The sequence below is a fragment of the Proteiniclasticum sp. genome (assembly GCF_003514505.1).
Taxonomy (GTDB): Bacteria; Bacillota; Clostridia; order Clostridiales; family Clostridiaceae; genus Proteiniclasticum.
In genome coordinates this window covers 40,825-58,340 of the sequence record NZ_DOPX01000027.1, presented here as the reverse complement: position 1 = coordinate 58,340, position 17,516 = coordinate 40,825, and the positions used below count along the sequence as shown (strand labels likewise).

Below are 17,516 nucleotides of genomic sequence, written 5' to 3'. Positions count from 1 at the left end.
TTAGAGTTCACGTAAACTAGAGTAGAAAACACTGATGAAAGAAGGTTACGAGATGAACAGGAATATAGAGAACTATCTCGAGGAAATGATGAGAAAGGTGGAGGAGTCCGTGAAGAGTGGAGAAGTGAATTATGTAGATATAGTTGATAGTTATATGGAAAAACTCTCCAAGGTTGCTGCGCTTCAGATTGCAGAAGAAGCTGAAAGAAATGGACACCCGTTTTCCAAAGAAGAGGATTTACAGAAAATAAAGGAGCTGAGAAAAGAAGTGGGCGATCTCAGGTTTGATCTTACGAAAGCAGAGGATTCTATAAAGAATCCGAAGTAAGAGCGTTACCTTTTCAGATTTAGAACGTATATAGGGTGAGAGGATGTGTTGCTGTGCAGAAGAAGGATATGGAAAAAATCTACGGGATGCATTATCGTGAACTCTACTTATATGCCCATTCTCTGTGCAGAAATGAGGAGCAGGCGAAGGATCTGACCAGCGAAACATTCTACAGAGCTTTTGTGAGCTTTGACATGAAGGAAGAAAAGCTGAAATACTGGCTGTTTCTAGTTCTCAAAAATCTATACATTGATGAGAAAAGAAAGAAACCATGGGTGCTTATAGAAAGTATAGAGGTTCCTGTGGAAGAGTCTCCATTGACGCAGCTTCTAAAGACAGAGCAACGAATGGTTCTTTATGAGAAAATTCTTCTCCTTCCAGAAGAGTATAGTGAACTGCTTGTTCTATACTACTTCTCCAATTTCTCTGTAAGAGAGATTGCTCGAATGAAAGGAGCTACAGAACCCGGAGTGAAGATGAAGCTTATGCGGGCACGGAATAAACTGAAAGGGAGTCTTGAAAATGAAGAAAAGCTATAAAGAGTTGTTCACTAAGTATAAAGAGGGAGCTGCCACAGTTGAGGAAAGGCAGCAGGTGGAAGAGGAGCTGGAACGCTTTGAGGCACTTTCCCAGTATTTGGAAGACGAGTTTCGTGATACGGATGCGGAAGAGGAGACGGGTGAACCGGTAAAAAAAGAGGCGCTAGCTGTGGAGAAACTTGTAAAAAAGAGATTACGGGAGGTCATGCTGAAAGGGGCACTGCTTTCACTGCTTCTACTGGGACTGATTTTCTATGGGCTGTCACCTCTGGTATCTACCCTCTATTATAACCCCATGAATGAAAGCCTAAGCTCTGTGGAGAGAGATGTGTCTCTAGATCTTGCGGTTCTTTCTGAACTGACCATGCCGGAATATGCATCCAGTTCAGTCTATGTGGAATCCAAAGGATTTGGCAGTTATCAGATGAGATACAGCATAACAGATCTGTTTCATCAGAACTCTCTTGTTACAGAGAATAAAGTAGTGCGGGGCAGTGTGGTAGAAACACTGAATTCTCTTTATGACAGAGAGCCGTTATTTATCACACCGCTTGAGATCATGAGAGAAGAGAAGGAGTCCAGAAAGCAAAGAGAAGATATCCATGAACTGCTATCTGGTCTCGCCAGCACAAACTATGGCAGTGTTTCAGTTCTTTTTAAGAATAGTCTCTCCATGGAAGAGCTGAGGGAGTTCCAGACAAAGTATGAGGATATCTGCCTGCAGTGGGTGGCGGTTGAAAACGGACAGGGAGTCCAGACACCCTCCCTCATCACAGGATTTTCTCCTCTGGGAAGCAGAAGAAGCGCTCATCTTTTCGCAGATGAGACCTTGCTGAAAGAATACCCTGGGCTTCATCTTCTGGAATGGCTGGTTCAGCCAGGAGAAAGAAGCCAAGATGGGGCTTCACTGGAAGCGGAAGGTTATGAAAAGCATTATAAAGCTCTGCTGTACTTTGCACTGGATCGGAAAAGTGAGATTTCAGTTCTTTTCGAAAGGCTGAAAGAGTCTGAAGTCCTGGAAGCATCTGCAGCTTACGTAGAAGAATATGGTGTACACTCCTATGGGGTGCTTCTTGAAGGAACGGTGGAGGATCTTCTTGTCCTTTTGGAGGATGAAGCAGTGGAGTGGATGGAAATCAAAGAAATGAAGGTCCTGGGACCATGATGAAATATGAGACAATAGAAAAGAAGGAGACAAATGCCCCTTCTTTTCAGCTATCTTTCAGTTTTTCGTAAATTTCAAAACAATCCTCCATGGAGCAGAGGTCTCCAATGACTTGTACGAAGGGATGAGGAAGAGTAGTATCTGGCAATGTAGTGAGAATGATATCGTATTTTTTCAAAGCAGACGCATCCGGAAGTGAAAAATCCATGGGAAGATCCACCAAGAGTTCAAGGGTGCTGCGGCTGAAGAAATGCTCCAATCTGTTCTTGAGAAAAAGCTTGTGAGGGGTACCAAAATCAGAAAGGAGAAGAGCAGTTTTTCTTCTGGAAACTCCTGCCAGAGAAGGCTCTACAAGAAGCAGCCAGAAGAGGATGTTGTGCAGATTTTCTGTTAGGTCAAACTCCAGATTGTGGGATAGGGTACCCAGCTCCTCTTTTACCACAGTATAGAGGAAAGGATTTTCCCTGCTCAAGCTTTCAGAAAAATAGTAGACTCTGTCAAAGAGAAGGGAAGTGTCTTTTGTTCTTTGCTTTACTTTAAAATAGATGCTGAGAACAACAAAGAGGAACCGGTCTTTTTGTTCCGATGAGGTGGGGTAGTTCAATCTTTGGGTGAACCTGTCAATGAATCTTAAAACTTCTGTTGTTACCTGCTGCTTCTCTTGCTCACTATGGAAGCCGTTTTGCTGAAGATAAAGATACTCATGGATACCACGGAGATTTTCCCTGGTCACTCTTGGGAAGTGCTGTTTAAGGGCAGCAAAATCTTCCGAATCGAGCTCCAATTCCAGAGGATACTCGGACTTCATGGAAAAACCATGCTCTTCGCGTATGAGAGAGACCAGGTAAAACATCATCCGATAAACGAGGGAAAGGTCATCTTGGGCTATCCAGGCAAGATGCTCTTTTGGGACTGCGTTTTTTAGATTGGCCAAGGTGATTTTTGAAAGAACAGAAAGATCTAAAGAAATGTCATACTCTTTGAGATTCAACCCATAGAGTTCGAGGAGAAAACTGGCGTAGAAGTCCCGAAGAAATCCTTCATCCTTGGCAAGGATACGGTAGAGGCCACCTTTGACTTCAAATCTCATATCATAGTCATCAAGAAAATGGTTGATTCTAGGCATCATCCTCAGCAGTGTGGATTTACTGGCAAAGAGTTTTTCTTCATAGTATTCCATAGACTGATAGGGATGAAGGAGCAGCTCTTTCAGCCACATGAGGGCTACAGACTCCTGGAAGGTGTCACGGAATATAAGACTAACGCTGGCAATATTCGGGTGGATGAGCCTAACTCCATTTTTCCTGGAGATCTCCATATGAAGCTCATCACTGTACTTTACTTTCAGCTGGGTGAGGTCTTCCGCCACGGTCCGTTCGCTGGCTTCCACTTCCTTGGCAAGAGTACCCATGGTGACGTACTCATTCTTTGACAGGAGAATTTCCAAAAGTCGTATACGCCTTTGGTGGGCAGTGTCTAGTATTTTTCTCATTATACAGATCTCCTCCTATATCGTGAACATTACTAGAATTATATCATTTATTCTCATTACTTGGACGGAATTTGAATTTTCTGAGAACATCTTCTAGTATGTTGAAAGCTTCATTGAATGTCCCTTCAGATTCCAGTATATTGAGCATAAGAAGTGTGCTGAAAGAGTACAGATGCTCAAGTGACCTGACTAGATAAAAGGATGTGCAGTGTATGAAAACTTGTAAGAAATGTGGAACAGCCTATGAGAAGGAAAAAGGACATGTCTGTGAAGTGGAAAAAAAGGAAGTAGAAAGTTACATTCTCTCTCAGAGGGAAGAGATTCAGCCTCTTCTTCGAGAAATCAGAGAAACAATTTTATCTGCGGTGCCAGGCGCTTATGAGAAAATTTCCTGGAAGATGCCAACATTCTATAAAACCCATGACATCATCCATTTTGCCGCTTTTAAGAACCACTGGGGACTGTATCCGGGACCTGTGGCCATAGAACACTTTAAAGAAAGGTTTGAAGGGCTGACCTACAGTAAAGGTGCGGTTCAGTTTCCCTATGACAGGCCCCTTGATAAAAAGCTGATCTATGATATGACCCGGTGGTGCCATGAGACTGGAAACCATCACTAGAGGATTGTTATAACAGACGATAAAGAGGCAGGTGACTTACAGTGATCTACTTTCTTGAAGGGGTGGAGAAAAATGAAAGAGGAGCTTATCGCTCCATGCGGCATGAACTGCAGTCTATGTGTCAATTATCAGTTCTACAAGGGAGACCTGAATAAAGAAGGATTTCATAAAACCTACTGCCCCGGATGTGTTCCCAGAGGAAAAAACTGTACTCATATGGGATACAAATGCAGGCTTTTGGGGGAAGGCCTCGTGAGGTTTTGTTTTCAATGTGAGAAGTATCCCTGTAAAGACTTGAGAGCTCTCGATAAGAGATACCGTGAAAAGTATCATATGAGTATGCTTGAAAACCTGGAAGAGATCCGGGTAGAGGGGATGGAGGCGTTTTTAAAAAATCAGAACCTGAAATGGATTTGCCCAAACTGTGGAGAGCTCAGGTGTGCTCACAATGGATTATGCCTCTTTTGTGAGCTGGAAACTCTCCAGAAAAATAAGAAATACTGCTGGAACAGAGAAAATAAGACATAATCACTAGAGAAGTATAAACGAAGGAGAGTCATGGCATGAACCTTAAACAGGAGTTTATCTATGTGTTGAAACCGAGAGAAGATCTGCTTCTTGAAGAAAACTGGACTGAGAAGGAGAATGGAGCGGTGGACCAGCACTTTGCCTATCTGGAAAAACTGAAAGAGCTGGGTATTCTGATCCTTGCGGGCAAAACCAAAGGAATGGATGAGAAGACCTTTGGTATTGTCGTTCTGGAAGCTGAAAATGAAATGGAAGCAAGAAAGCGGATGGAAGAGGATCCTGGTGTTTACACAGGCATCATGGGCGCGGAGCTTTTTCCTTACCATGTGGCGCTCATGAGAACGTAATGAATGATATAAAAGGAAGGAGGAAGAAAAATGGCTGTAGGTATTTATCTGATTTTTAACGGCAACTGCAGAGAAGCTGTGGAGTTCTATAGTGAAGTGTTTGGGACTGTTTCAGATGAAATCATGACCTTTGGAGATCACCCAAGCAGTGACTATCCCTTGAGTGAAGAAGAGAAAAAACTCATTATGCATACCAGTATGAGGATTTCGGGAGACCTCATCATGTTTTCAGATGCTTTTCCAGGCAGTCCTGTGACTGTGGGAGAAAATGTCAGTATTATGGTGACGTCCAAGGATATGGAGGAGCTGAAAGCCCAGTTCCATAAGATCAAAGAAGGCGGGCGGGTTGAGATGGATCTGCAGGAGACCTTCTGGAGCAAGTGCTATGGCGCTGCCATCGATCAGTTTGGTGTCAGCTGGCAGTTCAATCATGAAGAGTAGGGGTGAATAATGAATAGAACTAAGGATGAACAAGAATTTTATAAGGATCTTCCAAGAGAGACAAGAGACGCTTTAGAAAAAATCTTAAAAACGGCAGAAGAGAATCTTCCCACAGGTTTTGAAATGAGGTATGGGGAAGGTATGATTTCTTATGTGGTGCCACTTTCTTTATATGAGAAGGGGTATCATGTGAAAAAAGGAGAGCCTCTTCCTTTTATCTCATTGGCAGTCCAGAAAGGTCATATTGCCCTCTATCATATGGGGCTATACGGAGACAAAGAGGCTACTCTTTGGTTTGAGGAAGAATACAAGAAAGAGGTGCCAACGAAGCTCGATATGGGAAAAAGCTGTATCCGCCTGAAGAATCCAGAGCATATTCCTTACGGTCTTCTGGCAAAGCTTTTTAAAAAATGGACACCGGAATCCTATGTGGAATCCTATGAGAAAATTCTATGGGAAGCGGAATCTTCCAAAAAAAGCAGGAAGAAAAGTGATGAGTCCAACGCAAATGGCAAGAAAAAAGTCTATACCTACGAAGCAGTGATTGAAAAGGTGCCTGACAAAGATGGCGCTTATGTGGTTTTTCCCTTTGATCTTCGGGAAGAGTTTCAAAAGGGAAGAGTAAAGGTCCATGCGGCCTTCGATGGTGAACCTTATGAAGGGAGTATCGTCAACATGGGGCTGAAGAACGAGGATGGAAGCATCTGTTATATCATTGGTATTCAGAAAGCCATCCGGAAAAAGATTGGAAAAGAACCTGGAGACACCGTTCAAGTGACCCTATCAGAAAGAGAATAGGATATGAAGATAGGAAGATGATCCAGTGAGAACATCTTCCTATCAGTTTTTTGTGAAGCGGAACACTTTCCTTCCGGATCTCTTCCGGAAAAGTTTTTTTCAGGTATAATGAGGGATGTGGCCGGGGATCTCTATGCTGAAAGGGACTAAAATCCTAAGAGAAGCAGGAATAAAGGAAATAGTACCGGCACTATAGTATGTGTGTGAGGAGCGATTTTTAATGAAATTTGATCCAAATATTCAGCCTTATGCGTCAGAGAGACTGACCCTAGGTGCTGCAAGAGGCGTAGTGGCAACGGGAAATCCGTTGGCTGCACAGGCTGGTCTTGATATGCTGAAAAAAGGTGGAAATGCCGTGGATGCAGCCATTGCGGCGGCAGCTTGCCTGACCGTTGTGGAACCCACAGCCAATGGCATCGGCAGTGATAATTTTGCTTTGGTGTGGATGAAGGATAAACTTTACGGAATGAACTCCAATGGACCATCTCCCATGGGCATTTCGCTAGATGAAATCAGAGAAAAACATGAGAAGATGCCAGTTCATGGCTGGACTCCTGTGACGGTTCCTGGCGCACCCAAAGGATGGGCCAGTCTTTCCGAAAGATTTGGAAATCTATCCCTTTCCGAGTGTCTGGCTCCTGCCATAGACTATGCGGAAAATGGATTTCCTGTGGCGGCACATACTGCGCTCATGTGGCAAAGAGCCTTCAACCAATATCAGGTCATTTACAAAGATGATCCACAATATGAGGAGTGGTTCCGAACCTTTACGTTTGATGGAAAAGCACCTGAACCTTTCCAGATGGTGAAGCTTCCGAATCATGGGAAGACCTTAAGACTCATTGCTGAATCAGGTGCAAAAGCATTCTATCAAGGGGAGCTTGCAGAGCAGATAGAAAAAGATGCCATAAAGCATGGAGGATATCTCAGAAAGAGCGATCTGGAAGTGTTCGAGTCTTCTTTTGTGGAACCTCTTTCTGTACACTATAAGGGCTACGATGTGGTGGAGCTTCCACCCAGCGGTCAGGGCATGGTGGCGCTGATGGCGCTGAACATTTTTAAGAACCAGGAGATTGAAGGAAGGGATGCTGCCTACTATCATGGAATGTTTGAGTCCATGAAGATGGCCTTTGCAGATGGCATGCACTACATTACAGACCCAAAGGTCATGAGGATGGATCCCAAAGCGCTTCTCACAGAAGAGTATGGAAGGAAAAGATATCAGTCCATCACAGAGGAAGCGGTGATCCACACCTATGATGATCCGTATACCAGCGGCACCGTATATCTCAATGCAGCAGATAAGGATGGCAATATGGTCTCCATGATCCAGTCCAATTATATGGGATTTGGCAGCGGTATTGTGGTGGAAGGCACCGGAATCTCTCTTCAGAATCGGGGAGCTGATTTCAGTCTTCAGGAAAATCATGTGAATGTCCTGGGGCCTGGGAAGAAGACCTATCACACCATCATTCCGGGAATGCTCATGAAAGAAGGCAAATGTAAGGCTGTATTTGGGGTCATGGGCGGCTACATGCAGCCCCAGGGTCATTTCCAGGTGGTCTCCAACCTTATTGACTTCCAGATGAATCCACAAATGGCACTGGATGCGCCCAGATGGCAGTGGGTGAAGGAAAAGTCCTTCATGGTGGAGAAGGCTTTTGATGAAAATGTCATGGAAGATCTTAAAAGCAAGGGGCATGACGTGCAGGTGGAAGAGGACAGATCTCACTTTGGCCGAGGACAGATCATCATCAAACTGGACTCCGGCGCCTATGCAGTGGGGACAGAATCACGAACCGACAGCAATCCTGCAGTATACTAAAAGGAGAATGAGAAATGAAAGAAAGTATCTCTCTCATGGAGATTTTCGGCACCTTTTTTAAGATCAATGCCGTGACCTTCGGTGGAGGCTATACCATAGTACCGGTGATCCGGGACGAATTTATGAAAAAAAGAGGACTCATTGATGAAGAGGAAATGCTGAGCCTTGTTGCCCTTGCCCAGTCTGGGCCTGGCGCCATGGCCATCAGCACGTCTCTGCTTACAGGGTACAGGCTGAGAGGCTGGAAGGGAGCCCTAACTGCTCTTTTGGCCTCCGTTTTGCCTTGTCTTATTATCATCTCTGTTCTGTTTTACTTTTATGATGCTTTTTCCAATAATTTTTGGGTGAAGTCCGCGCTTCTTGGCATGGGAGGCGTCATCAGCGCAGTTCTGGTGCTGACGGTCTATGACATGGGAAAAGCCGCGCTGAAGAAACATAAAATCTTCAGTCTGATACTGATGGTCGGTGCTTTTGTGGCCAGTTTCTTTTTTCAGGTCCACACCATCATCATCATTCTGACTTTGGCGCTTCTTGGGTTTGCCACCTTTACCCTGGTGGATGAAGGGAAGGTGAAGTAGCATGGTATTACTGGAACTTTATCTCGTATTTCTTCAGATCGGAGCCTTTGCCTTCGGTGGAGGCTATGCAGTGCTTCCCCTCATTCAGAGATTTGTGGTGGAAGAACGTGGATGGATGAGCATCAAAGAAATGACGGATCTTGTGTCTCTATCACAGATGACCCCAGGTCCCATCGCCATCAACTCAGCGACCTTTGTGGGAACGAAAGTGGCAGGTGTTCCTGGTGCCATTGTGGCAACCCTAGGAAATGTGACGCCACAATTTATCCTCATGATGATTCTGGCTTATTTTATCTTTCGGGACAAGAAGATCGGATTCCTGGACAAAATGCTGAAAGGACTGAAACCTGGTATTGTAGGGCTCATCGCCATCGCTGCCATCAGTATGATGGAAAGTTCTCTTTTTGAGGGGGCAGTTTCACTATCAAACATCAGCATTGTAGCTGTGGCAGCTTTTGTCATCGGATTTTTCCTGAAGCTTTCCAAACGGTTTGATCTCATTGTGCTTATTGTCATCGGCGCGTTTATTGGCATCGGTGGGAATCTTCTTCTTCAGCTCATTTCTTGACAAGAAATGACATATCCATTAGAATCATACAAGTAAATACATTAGGGAAAAACTTCGCTTTTGCCACCGGGTAAAAGCTGCAAGGTGTTCACAGCATTCCGTTAGGTCTAAGAAGGAATGCTATGAGCACCTTGTTTTTCTGTGAAAAAGGAGCATCCTATGAATAAATCAGTCTTTCAAACATTTTTTAGATATGTGAGCCTTAATATCATGGGGATGATGGCCATCTCCATCTATATTCTCGCGGATACTTTCTTCATCGCCAAAAGCCTTGGTCCTTTGGGGCTCACAGCGCTTAATTTCTCTATCTCCATCTACAGTATCCTCCATGGTGTGGGGCTTATGGTGGGGATTGGAGGAGCCACGCGCTTTGCCATACTGAAGTCCGCAGGGAAGATGAAAGAAAGCAGGGATATTTTCCAGCATGGTCTGAAAATAGGGCTGATGTTCAGTTTCTTTTTTATGGTGGCAGGGATTCTTTTTACAGATCAGATTGCCGTGCTTCTTGGGGCAGACAGTGAAACCTTTGCCATGACAAAAACCTACCTGGGCACCATTCTTCTATTTTCTCCTTTTTTTCTTTTCAACAACATTCTCCTGGCTTTTGTGCGGAACGATCACAATCCCAAGGGGGCCATGACCGCCATGATCGCCGGCAGCCTTTCCAATATCATCCTGGATTATATCTTCATGTTTCCTCTCGGAATGGGGATATTTGGGGCGGTCTTTGCGACGTCACTAGCGCCAGTGATCAGCATGCTGTTTCTTGTGCCCCATTTCCGTAGGAGAAAAGAGCTGTTTGAAGGATTCACAAGCAGATTCTCGTGGAAAATGATGATGGACCACTTTACGTTAGGCGCATCTTCTTTCGTGGTGGAAGTATCCTCCGGGCTGGTTCTTATGATTTTCAATCTGGTGATTTTAAAGCTTGAGGGGAATCTCGGTGTGGCAGCCTATGGGATTGTGGCGAACCTTGCTCTGGTCTGCCTTGCGATTTTCACAGGTCTTTCTCAAGGGATGCAGCCTCTTGTGAGTAAGTATTATGGGCAGAAAAAAGAAAAGCAGCTGAAGGAAGTTCTGAAATATGGTCTATACTCAGCAGCGCTCATTGGTGGAATCTTATACATCACAGCTCTTTTGTTCTCCGTACCGATGGTGGCGCTTTTCAATGGCGAAGACAATGAAAAGATTGCAGTTCTTGCAGAAAGAGGCCTTGTGCTCTACTTCTCAGGGCTTCTCATTGCTGGTGTTAATATCATCATCAGCACCTATCTTAGTGCAGTGGAAAGAGCTGCGCAAGGATTCCTTCTCTCGCTTCTGCGAGGAGTATTTGTGATGGTACCCATGGTGATGATACTGGCTGAGCTGTTTAAGATGGATGGGGTATGGATGTCCTTTTTAGCCACGGAAGTGCTCGTCATCGGATGTTCTCTTTATTTTATAGGAAAAGAGAAGTCCTTGCCGGTGAAAAAGAGTATTCCTGCTTAGCCCGTAGTATAATGAGGAAAAACGAGGAGTGCTGAAGATGCCGATCAGGATGAAAAGGATATATGAGGAGAAAACTGTGGATGGAGTCCGGATCCTTGTGGACCGATTATGGCCCAGGGGCATTTCCAAAGAAAATGCAGCACTGGATTTTTGGCCGAAAGAGCTGACGCCTTCAACTGAACTTCGGAAAGCATACCATGAAGAAGTGCTTTCCTATGAAGAGTTCCAGTCATCCTATTGGGAGGAGCTGAAGAGGATACCGCTGCAGGAAGACCTTATGGAAAAGTGGAGAGGTCTTCTGAAGGAGAAGGATCTGATACTGCTCTCTTCTGTGAAGGATCTTGAAAAAAGCCATGTGCCTGTGTTGAAGAGATTCCTTGAAATGAGATTGGGTGAAACACAGAAGGACTAGAAAGAAGAAGAGAAGGAGAAAGAATCGTGATGAAACTATGCAAGATCCTGCCCGAAGATCTGAAAGCACTTCAGAAAATCAGCAGGGAAACATTTACTGAAACGTTCAGGAAAGAGAATACGGAAGAGAATCTAAGAAAGTACTTGGAGGAAGATCTAGGAGAAAAGCAGCTTCAAGAAGAGCTGATGCATCCACATTCCCATTTCTTTTTTTCCCTTGTAGAAGGAAAAATCACTGGATATATGAAACTCAATGAGCAGTCTGCACAAACAGAAAAAGGCCATGAAAATGCAGTGGAGCTCCAGAGGATCTATGTATACAAGGAGTTCAAAGGGAGAGGCATCGGCAAATTTATGATGGAGAGTGCTCTTTCCTTCGCTATGGATCATCATGCGCCTTACCTGTGGCTAGGGGTATGGGAAAAAAATACTGCAGCCATTTCCTTTTATGAGAAACTAGGTTTCGTTAAATTTTCGGAGCATGTTTTTCTTTTGGGAGAGGATGCTCAAACGGACTACTTGATGAAGAAGAAATTATTGTAATGAAAAGAAACTGTGCGATCCCTCGTGGAAGCACAGTTTCTTACTATCAGATGTCAATTTTGAGTTTTCTATTATGACGCCAAACCTGAGTAAAGATATAGGTGTAAAGCCCCAATGCGAACACATACAGCCCCACATAAAAGGGTTCTTTCAGTACCGGCAGGACTATGGTGATAAAAAGCACAATCAGCATGATAAACAGCGGTAGTAGTACTTTTAGAATCCGGTTGTTTTTTTCAATAAGAGAGGCATTGTCGGTGAAAATTTCAGGTCTCACGTCCGTGTAAGCTTTGGAAAAAAGATACCAGCCATTTGCACCAGTCCATTCCAGCTGCCACCCGTCTGCCTGGAAAATCTCCAGATAATCTTTGGAAGCCTCAGGCTGATAGTCGGTGGCGAATCTTCGCTGCTGTGCTGTTCCTTTTTTGAATCGGATCCATATGCAAAGAGGGTCCACCTGATCGATGACCCAGCCTTTTTTCGCCTGTTCTTCCAGTTCGGACTCCAACGGGTCTGGATTCCATCCCCACCACCAAATGAGTTTCTTCTGTGTTTCTTTCATGATCTTTTCACCTCCATAATGCTATCTCCGTTTTCAATGAGTTCTTTCAATCTTTTTAGTTCAAACTTAAGAAGCGATAAACCTTTGTCTGTAATCTTATATATTTTTTTTCTGTCCACTTCTTCCACTTGAGAAATCAGCTGTTGGGCTTCCAGTTTGGAGAGGGTTCCGTACATAGTTCCCGGTCCAATCTTGATACGGCCTCCCGTCAAGTTCTCTACACGCTGCATGATGCCATATCCATGTTCAGGATTCTTCAGACAAAGAAGAATGTAATACGCGGTCTCTGTCATTGGCAAATATTTATGAAGTTCGTCCATTTGATTTTTCTCCTCTGCTATATCGCACCTTGATATAGCTTAATGTATCACATCTCGATACATCGCGTCAAGATGTAAATTGAGAATAAAAGAGCTTTTCAATCATTATGGTCAGAGTCCAGATGTAGGACATCATGTTGGAAAGGTGTATGCTTCGAATGCATCATCTTTAGGGATATAATAAGATTTACGGATATGAATGGAGATACGAAAATAGGTGTAAAAATATAATATGTACATTCGTTTATTTGTTGTATACTATAGAAGATGATTTTTCTGGTCAATGAATTTAGTTTAAAATGTTTTGATAATAAAAATAAATGTAGAAGAGCTGTGTTGTAATGCCAAGAGCGTGATAAAATAGAGGCTAAGGGCAGTGAGAACCACTGGGAATGAAGTAAAATGAAGCAGTAAGCTTATGATAACTTAGCTAGAATCATAAAGAGTGATCCTATAGAAGATGAAAGAGTAAGATATGGAAAGGAACGTGATACGATGAGTCTGTTTGTGCCATTTAATGATCCAAAGTTCACAACTCTTGCCCAAATGATATACAGAATGCAGTTCGAAAAAGATCCGCTTCTTTCCCAGGAGTTTGATGACCGAAGAAAAAGGCTCATGTATGCGGACATTACATATAACATCAGTTTTTTATTCACAGCAGTGCGTTTTCAGGAAGAGAATATTTTCATAGAGTATGCCAAATGGCTTCATGAACTCTTGATCAGCCTCATGAAGGATTTTACAAGAGAGAGGGTAACCGCCATCATTGTAGACCATTATGAGGTTATGAAAACTGTGATAGAAAAAGAAGGCAGCTCTATTCTCTCACAGCAGGAGATCCGCACGGCATCCGGCTATCTGGAGAGTGCTGTAAAAGCAACATTAGATCGGAGAAATGAAGACTTTTCTGAAAGCGGATTTCTCCAAGGAGACCATCTTGAAATCAGACAGGCTTATCTTCAAGCACTTTTGGAAGGGGAAACGGAAAAAGCGGAAGAGATCATTGAACAAGCTAAAAATGGCGGAATCACCTTGCTTGATATTTATGAGCATATTCTTGCGAAAACCATGCATGAGATTGGTGTACTGTGGCATCGTAATATCATTTCTGTGGATAAGGAGCATTATGCCACTTCTGTAACCCAGACGGTGATGTCCCATTATTTTGAGGAAATCTTTTCAAGACCTAGAAAAAATAAGGTTCTGGTTTCACTTGCAGTGGGCAGTGAACTTCATGAGATGGGCATCAGAATGCTTTCCGATATTTTTGAACATGAGGGCTGGGATACCCATTATCTGGGAGCAGGAATAAGTTTAGAAAAAGTCATGGAGTCCATACGACTGCATAAACCCCAGCTGGTTGCCTTATCTGTGACTATGCCGCCTTATCTGCCTCACTGTGAGGAAATGGTGAGAGGAATAAAAGAAGCTTATCCTGAACTACTTGTCGCGGTGGGCGGACAGGGATTTGAATGTTCCAGTACCCTATGGAGAGACTGGGGTGCAGACTATTGCGGGAAGAAAGCCATTGATCTTCTCAGGTGGGCAGAGTACCCTTGTAAATCATGAGAAGAGAGAAGGAGCAACAGATGTTGAGTAGTGCAGTATCTTTTTTGGTTCAGTGTGATAAGGAAATGAATATCATCCATACGTTCTGGTATGAACCGGTGTATCTCATTTCTCCCTATCAGAAGAAGGTTCAGGAGATTTTTCTTCCTGAAGAAGAACTGAGAATGAAGGAAATGTTTGCAGAAGCCAGAAGTACAAATAAACCAGTCTCCTGCGCAGGAAGCTTTAAAACCCTGATTGGGGAAGAGGTCTCCTTGTGCATGATGCAGATGGAAGACCGGATGCTCATCCATGGGCTCAGGCGGGATGTTTTCGCAAATTCAAAGGAGAAAGAGGAGCTCAGCAGTATCATTCACCGTTTTATGGGGGTAGTGAGAGATTCCTATGGTGAAATCAATACGAAGGATGAACTTCTCATTCGTCAAGCCTTTGAAGAAGTGCAGAAGCTAAATAACGATCTTCTCAACATGAAAAGGGAGCTTCTGAAAGCCAATGCAAAGCTCAATGAAGTCAATGAAGAGCTTAGTAACCGTCTTGTGAAAGATGCTCTGACAGGACTTGTGAGCAGATACCAATATAGAGATGAGATCTTAGGGATGATCCGGAAAAGTCCTGAGAAAGAGGGGATCTTTGTCTTTATTGATTTGGATGATTTTAAAAGCATCAATGACACTTTCGGCCACCGTGCAGGAGATGAATTTTTGAAAGCCTTCGCTGGAAGGCTCATGCTGCTTCCTTTTGACCAGCTCATCTGTATGAGGATTTCTGGCGATGAGTTTGGTTTATATCTTCATGGGTACGACAAAGTGGAGAAAACGCATCAAGATCACCTCTGGAAATCCATATCTGAGATTGTACTGGCAAAACCCATTCTCATAGAAGAGAAAGAGTTTCCAGTTTCCTGCAGTGCTGGCATGTCTATCTATGGACGGGACACACAAGATATTTATGATCTTATTGAGTATGCAGACTTTGCCATGTATGAAGTCAAGAAAAATGGGAAGAAGAGCTACAGCAGTTTCAATATGGACAGATACAAAGAAAAGAAAACGGTGATCTTATAAGCTATGTAGAAAAAAACCACTAGGCGAAAAGTACAAAAAATGAAGTGGCTTAGGGGACAGGGGCATCTTGAAGAAAAACAGGAAAGAAAAGAAGCGATTCAAAAAATATGAACCGCTTCTTTTTCTATGCTTTATTTTCCGAACCCAACAATTGTATTTTTGCTTTCACTGCTTCTTTCAGCTGTTCTTGGATGGGCTGATAGAGCTCAAAGGGCAGTGGATCTGGCCTGCTGATCTGTGTGCAGGCTTTGTCCAGTCCTTTCTTGAATGCAAGCCTTAAATCGGCAAAAATGTTGACTTTAACAATGCCTTCCTGAATTGCAGCTTTCAGCTGATCTGATGGCGTTCCAGAGCCGCCGTGTATGACAAGAGGAACATCGGTTGCTTTTCTGATTTCTCTTAAAACATCAAGGTTCAGAGTTGGCTCTGATTTATAGACACCATGGGAAGTGCCAATGGAAACTGCCAAGGCATCTACTCCAGTTTCGGTGACGAACTTTACGACATCCTGCGGGTTTGTCAAAAGGGACTCGCCCGTATCGTTGAAGTCCAGATCACTTCCACCGACGTGACCCAGCTCACCTTCGACGGATACGTGATGGGCATGTGCATAGTCTACAATTTCTTTTGTGTTCCGGATATTTTCTTCTAATGAAAGATGAGAACCATCATACATGACAGAAGTGAATCCATGGTCTATGGCTCGCTTGATTTTTTCTGGATGTTCTCCATGGTCCAGATGAAGGACAACAGGGATCTCATAGTGTTTCGAGATTCCTTCGACCAGTGAGGTGACATAATATATGTTCTCATTTTCCAGGTCCTGTTCATGGAACTGAAGGATGACGGGGGATCTCATGTCCTTTGCGGCATCTATGGTTGCTTTTAGAAGGAGGCTGACATCGGTGTCAAATGCAGGGACGGCATAGTGCTCTTTCTGAGCCTTTTTTAGCACATCATTCATATTAACGAGCATAAAAACATCTCCTTTGCAGAAAAACGAGCGGAATCCGCTCGTTTTGTTATTTGGGGGATAGGGGTATCGTTTGTGGTGATCCTAAGGGGTTACTTTTTAGTAAGCTCATTCTTCAGATCGTTATAGAGTTCAAAGGCCTGATCTACAGAGAAATTCTCATGAACAACCTTGGCGACGGCTTGTACCATAGCTTCTGGAGATTCAGACTGGAAGATATTTCTTCCCATATCAACTCCTGCAGCACCTGAGTTTATGGATTTATATGCAAGCTCCAGTGCTTCTTTCTCTGGAAGCTTCTTACCGCCAGCTACAACGATTGGCACAGGACAAGCAGCAACAACTTTTTCAAAGTCGTCACAGTAGTAGGTTTTGATGATTTGGGCACCCAGCTCAGCAATAACTCTTGTGGCAAGCAGGAAGAATCTTGATGTTCTTTCCATGGTCTTACCTACAGCAACTACGCCCATGGTAGGGATGCTGTATCTGTTTCCAGCGTTGATCACATCAGAGAGGTTTTTCAGAGAGTTTGTTTCCTGATCTGTACCGATGAAGGTCTGAACCGCCATACAGGCTGCGTTCATTCTGATCGCATCTTCAATATCAACTGAAATGATTTCTTTTGTGATGTCTTCTGATGCCATGGTGGATCCTGAGGATACTCTTAAAGCCACAGCTTTGTTGTTGGTAGGGGAAATGCTTGTTCTGAAAGCACCTCTTGTTCCCATAAGCGCATCTACATGCTTTGCGATATCCTGAATCTGAATATCAATACGTTCCAGTCCTTGTGTGGAGCCCATGAAGTATCCATGGTCAAAGGCGAGCATAAGACTTCTGTTGTCCTTCGGATTGAATATCTTGGACATACGGTCCTTCATACCCCAATCCACATTATCAAGCCCTTTCAAATCAAACTGGGATCTTCTTTGGGGAATATTCTCAAAGTATTCCTTTGCACTCTTGTTTCCGATTAAATCTGCCATTATTTTGCCTCCTTCATTTTCAGGTTTTCTTCTAGTGGTGCTTCGACTTTATCAATCTCCTGGTATGGTGCCAGGGAAGAAGTCATTTTTGCAGGATGTTTGGATGCATTACGTACATAGTGATGTTCCTTTGGTTCCACATGGATAAAGTCACCTTGTTTTGCAACAATCAGTTCACCATTTATAATGAATTCCAATTCTCCTTCAATCATATAGAAGTTCTCTTCCATAATATTGTGATAGTGGTTTGGGAAATCCTGTCCGGGCATAAACTGCACCAGAGCAAAGTTAGAGCGTGGACCTTTCATGAGATATTTTGGGCCACTATCCCCAAAACGGTACTCCCGGTCATTTTCGTTGAGATGATACAT

At 43.6% G+C, this 17,516-nt stretch carries 22 protein-coding genes and 1 pseudogene; 17 read left to right on the top strand and 6 right to left on the bottom strand.

The features are described from left to right. The first annotated feature begins 52 nt into the window (after nt 1-52). From DEF30_RS09720 to DEF30_RS09710, 3 genes are read left to right on the top strand one after another with little or no spacing between them, the layout of a single operon-like run. Nucleotides 53-328 (top strand): hypothetical protein, encoded by a 276-nt coding sequence (locus DEF30_RS09720; RefSeq protein ID WP_074912268.1) that lies wholly within the window; start codon nt 53-55, stop codon nt 326-328. A 53-nt stretch (nt 329-381) separates the two neighbouring features. Then, complete coding sequence (locus tag DEF30_RS09715; RefSeq protein ID WP_294098752.1) at nt 382-867, top strand: sigma-70 family RNA polymerase sigma factor; 486 nt, start codon at nt 382-384, stop codon at nt 865-867. Next, on the top strand, nt 851-2,032 hold the full coding sequence (locus tag DEF30_RS09710) for an anti sigma factor C-terminal domain-containing protein (protein WP_294098751.1): 1,182 nt from the start codon (nt 851-853) through the stop codon (nt 2,030-2,032). Before DEF30_RS09715 ends, DEF30_RS09710 begins: the two co-directional genes overlap by 17 nt. 46 nt (nt 2,033-2,078) lie before the next feature. On the opposite strand, the gene DEF30_RS09705 is transcribed toward DEF30_RS09710, so the two are convergent. Next, on the bottom strand, nt 2,079-3,524 hold the full coding sequence (locus tag DEF30_RS09705; RefSeq protein ID WP_294098750.1) for a helix-turn-helix domain-containing protein: 1,446 nt from the start codon (nt 3,522-3,524) through the stop codon (nt 2,079-2,081). Nucleotides 3,525-3,736: 212 nt separating this feature from the next. Between DEF30_RS09705 and DEF30_RS09700 the strand changes: the two genes are divergently transcribed. From DEF30_RS09700 to DEF30_RS09645, 12 genes and pseudogenes are all read left to right on the top strand, one after another. Then, nucleotides 3,737-4,144, top strand: a complete 408-nt coding sequence (locus tag DEF30_RS09700; protein WP_294098747.1) for a DUF1801 domain-containing protein — start codon at nt 3,737-3,739, stop codon at nt 4,142-4,144. A 72-nt stretch (nt 4,145-4,216) separates the two neighbouring features. Then, entirely contained in the window at nt 4,217-4,672 is a 456-nt protein-coding gene (locus DEF30_RS09695; RefSeq protein WP_294098744.1) for a DUF3795 domain-containing protein, read from the top strand. Nucleotides 4,673-4,707: 35 nt separating this feature from the next. Next, nucleotides 4,708-5,019: a YciI family protein gene (locus tag DEF30_RS09690; protein ID WP_294098741.1), complete on the top strand. Its 312-nt coding sequence runs from the start codon at nt 4,708-4,710 to the stop codon at nt 5,017-5,019. A gap of 30 nt (nt 5,020-5,049) precedes the next feature. Then, the gene (locus tag DEF30_RS09685; protein ID WP_074912261.1) at nt 5,050-5,460 is read left to right on the top strand and encodes a VOC family protein; all 411 of its coding nucleotides are present in this window, start codon (nt 5,050-5,052) and stop codon (nt 5,458-5,460) included. Between the two features lie 9 nt (nt 5,461-5,469). Then, nucleotides 5,470-5,862 (top strand): annotated as a pseudogene (locus tag DEF30_RS09680) (DUF1801 domain-containing protein); the annotation flags it as partial. Between the two features lie 138 nt (nt 5,863-6,000). Continuing rightward, a complete protein-coding gene (locus tag DEF30_RS09675) occupies nt 6,001-6,258 on the top strand; it encodes a DUF1905 domain-containing protein (RefSeq protein ID WP_074912289.1) in 258 nt (85 codons plus the stop codon). A gap of 220 nt (nt 6,259-6,478) precedes the next feature. Then, nucleotides 6,479-8,083, top strand: coding sequence for a gamma-glutamyltransferase family protein (locus DEF30_RS09670; RefSeq protein WP_294098736.1), 1,605 nt, complete (start codon nt 6,479-6,481; stop codon nt 8,081-8,083). A 14-nt stretch (nt 8,084-8,097) separates the two neighbouring features. Beyond that, nucleotides 8,098-8,661 carry a chromate transporter gene (locus DEF30_RS09665; protein WP_074912259.1) on the top strand — a complete coding sequence of 188 codons (564 nt, stop codon included), beginning with the start codon at nt 8,098-8,100 and terminating at the stop codon, nt 8,659-8,661. 1 nt (nt 8,662) lies between these two features. Next, entirely contained in the window at nt 8,663-9,229 is a 567-nt protein-coding gene (locus tag DEF30_RS09660) for a chromate transporter (RefSeq protein WP_294098728.1), read from the top strand. Between the two features lie 159 nt (nt 9,230-9,388). Further along, complete coding sequence (locus DEF30_RS09655; RefSeq protein WP_294098726.1) at nt 9,389-10,717, top strand: MATE family efflux transporter; 1,329 nt, start codon at nt 9,389-9,391, stop codon at nt 10,715-10,717. A 49-nt stretch (nt 10,718-10,766) separates the two neighbouring features. After that, nucleotides 10,767-11,129 (top strand): DUF488 family protein, encoded by a 363-nt coding sequence (locus tag DEF30_RS09650; RefSeq protein WP_294098725.1) that lies wholly within the window; start codon nt 10,767-10,769, stop codon nt 11,127-11,129. Between the two features lie 29 nt (nt 11,130-11,158). Then, nucleotides 11,159-11,671 (top strand): N-acetyltransferase, encoded by a 513-nt coding sequence (locus DEF30_RS09645; RefSeq protein ID WP_294098787.1) that lies wholly within the window; start codon nt 11,159-11,161, stop codon nt 11,669-11,671. Between the two features lie 46 nt (nt 11,672-11,717). Here the strand turns inward: DEF30_RS09645 and DEF30_RS09640 are convergent, their stop codons facing one another. Both DEF30_RS09640 and DEF30_RS09635 read right to left on the bottom strand, forming a co-directional pair. After that, nucleotides 11,718-12,233, bottom strand: a complete 516-nt coding sequence (locus tag DEF30_RS09640; RefSeq protein WP_294098723.1) for a DUF2812 domain-containing protein — start codon at nt 12,231-12,233, stop codon at nt 11,718-11,720. Then, nucleotides 12,230-12,553: a PadR family transcriptional regulator gene (locus DEF30_RS09635; RefSeq protein ID WP_294098721.1), complete on the bottom strand. Its 324-nt coding sequence runs from the start codon at nt 12,551-12,553 to the stop codon at nt 12,230-12,232. The genes DEF30_RS09640 and DEF30_RS09635 overlap by 4 nt, the downstream gene beginning before the upstream one ends. A gap of 495 nt (nt 12,554-13,048) precedes the next feature. On the opposite strand from DEF30_RS09635, the gene DEF30_RS09630 reads away from it, so the two are divergent. Further along, on the top strand, nt 13,049-14,125 hold the full coding sequence (locus DEF30_RS09630) for a cobalamin-dependent protein (RefSeq protein WP_294098720.1): 1,077 nt from the start codon (nt 13,049-13,051) through the stop codon (nt 14,123-14,125). A 20-nt stretch (nt 14,126-14,145) separates the two neighbouring features. Then, nucleotides 14,146-15,189, top strand: a complete 1,044-nt coding sequence (locus DEF30_RS09625) for a GGDEF domain-containing protein (protein ID WP_294098718.1) — start codon at nt 14,146-14,148, stop codon at nt 15,187-15,189. Nucleotides 15,190-15,313: 124 nt separating this feature from the next. Here DEF30_RS09625 and DEF30_RS09620 read toward each other — a convergent pair whose 3' ends face one another. The 3 genes from DEF30_RS09620 to DEF30_RS09610 form a co-directional block, all read right to left on the bottom strand. Further along, nucleotides 15,314-16,165: a class II fructose-bisphosphate aldolase gene (locus DEF30_RS09620; RefSeq protein ID WP_294098716.1), complete on the bottom strand. Its 852-nt coding sequence runs from the start codon at nt 16,163-16,165 to the stop codon at nt 15,314-15,316. 89 nt (nt 16,166-16,254) lie between these two features. Next, entirely contained in the window at nt 16,255-17,145 is an 891-nt protein-coding gene (lsrF, locus tag DEF30_RS09615) for a 3-hydroxy-5-phosphonooxypentane-2,4-dione thiolase (RefSeq protein WP_074912251.1), read from the bottom strand. Then, a complete protein-coding gene (locus DEF30_RS09610; protein ID WP_294098714.1) occupies nt 17,145-17,516 on the bottom strand; it encodes a cupin domain-containing protein in 372 nt (123 codons plus the stop codon). Before DEF30_RS09610 ends, lsrF begins: the two co-directional genes overlap by 1 nt.

Bases quoted from the DNA above. Each gene is read 5' to 3' on its own strand.
- DEF30_RS09720 (WP_074912268.1), top strand. From the start codon at position 53: ATGAACAGGAATATAGAGAACTATCTCGAGGAAATGATGAGAAAGGTG.
- DEF30_RS09710 (WP_294098751.1), top strand. From the start codon at position 851: ATGAAGAAAAGCTATAAAGAGTTGTTCACTAAGTATAAAGAGGGAGCT.
- DEF30_RS09705 (WP_294098750.1), bottom strand. From the start codon at position 3,524: ATGAGAAAAATACTAGACACTGCCCACCAAAGGCGTATACGACTTTTG.
- DEF30_RS09700 (WP_294098747.1), top strand. From the start codon at position 3,737: ATGAAAACTTGTAAGAAATGTGGAACAGCCTATGAGAAGGAAAAAGGA.
- DEF30_RS09695 (WP_294098744.1), top strand. From the start codon at position 4,217: ATGAAAGAGGAGCTTATCGCTCCATGCGGCATGAACTGCAGTCTATGT.
- DEF30_RS09690 (WP_294098741.1), top strand. From the start codon at position 4,708: ATGAACCTTAAACAGGAGTTTATCTATGTGTTGAAACCGAGAGAAGAT.
- DEF30_RS09685 (WP_074912261.1), top strand. From the start codon at position 5,050: ATGGCTGTAGGTATTTATCTGATTTTTAACGGCAACTGCAGAGAAGCT.
- DEF30_RS09670 (WP_294098736.1), top strand. From the start codon at position 6,479: ATGAAATTTGATCCAAATATTCAGCCTTATGCGTCAGAGAGACTGACC.
- DEF30_RS09665 (WP_074912259.1), top strand. From the start codon at position 8,098: ATGAAAGAAAGTATCTCTCTCATGGAGATTTTCGGCACCTTTTTTAAG.
- DEF30_RS09660 (WP_294098728.1), top strand. From the start codon at position 8,663: ATGGTATTACTGGAACTTTATCTCGTATTTCTTCAGATCGGAGCCTTT.
- DEF30_RS09655 (WP_294098726.1), top strand. From the start codon at position 9,389: ATGAATAAATCAGTCTTTCAAACATTTTTTAGATATGTGAGCCTTAAT.
- DEF30_RS09650 (WP_294098725.1), top strand. From the start codon at position 10,767: ATGAAAAGGATATATGAGGAGAAAACTGTGGATGGAGTCCGGATCCTT.
- DEF30_RS09645 (WP_294098787.1), top strand. From the start codon at position 11,159: ATGAAACTATGCAAGATCCTGCCCGAAGATCTGAAAGCACTTCAGAAA.
- DEF30_RS09640 (WP_294098723.1), bottom strand. From the start codon at position 12,233: ATGAAAGAAACACAGAAGAAACTCATTTGGTGGTGGGGATGGAATCCA.
- DEF30_RS09635 (WP_294098721.1), bottom strand. From the start codon at position 12,553: ATGGACGAACTTCATAAATATTTGCCAATGACAGAGACCGCGTATTAC.
- DEF30_RS09630 (WP_294098720.1), top strand. From the start codon at position 13,049: ATGAGTCTGTTTGTGCCATTTAATGATCCAAAGTTCACAACTCTTGCC.
- DEF30_RS09625 (WP_294098718.1), top strand. From the start codon at position 14,146: ATGTTGAGTAGTGCAGTATCTTTTTTGGTTCAGTGTGATAAGGAAATG.
- DEF30_RS09620 (WP_294098716.1), bottom strand. From the start codon at position 16,165: ATGCTCGTTAATATGAATGATGTGCTAAAAAAGGCTCAGAAAGAGCAC.
- lsrF (WP_074912251.1), bottom strand. From the start codon at position 17,145: ATGGCAGATTTAATCGGAAACAAGAGTGCAAAGGAATACTTTGAGAAT.
- DEF30_RS09610 (WP_294098714.1), bottom strand. From the start codon at position 17,516: ATGTATCATCTCAACGAAAATGACCGGGAGTACCGTTTTGGGGATAGT.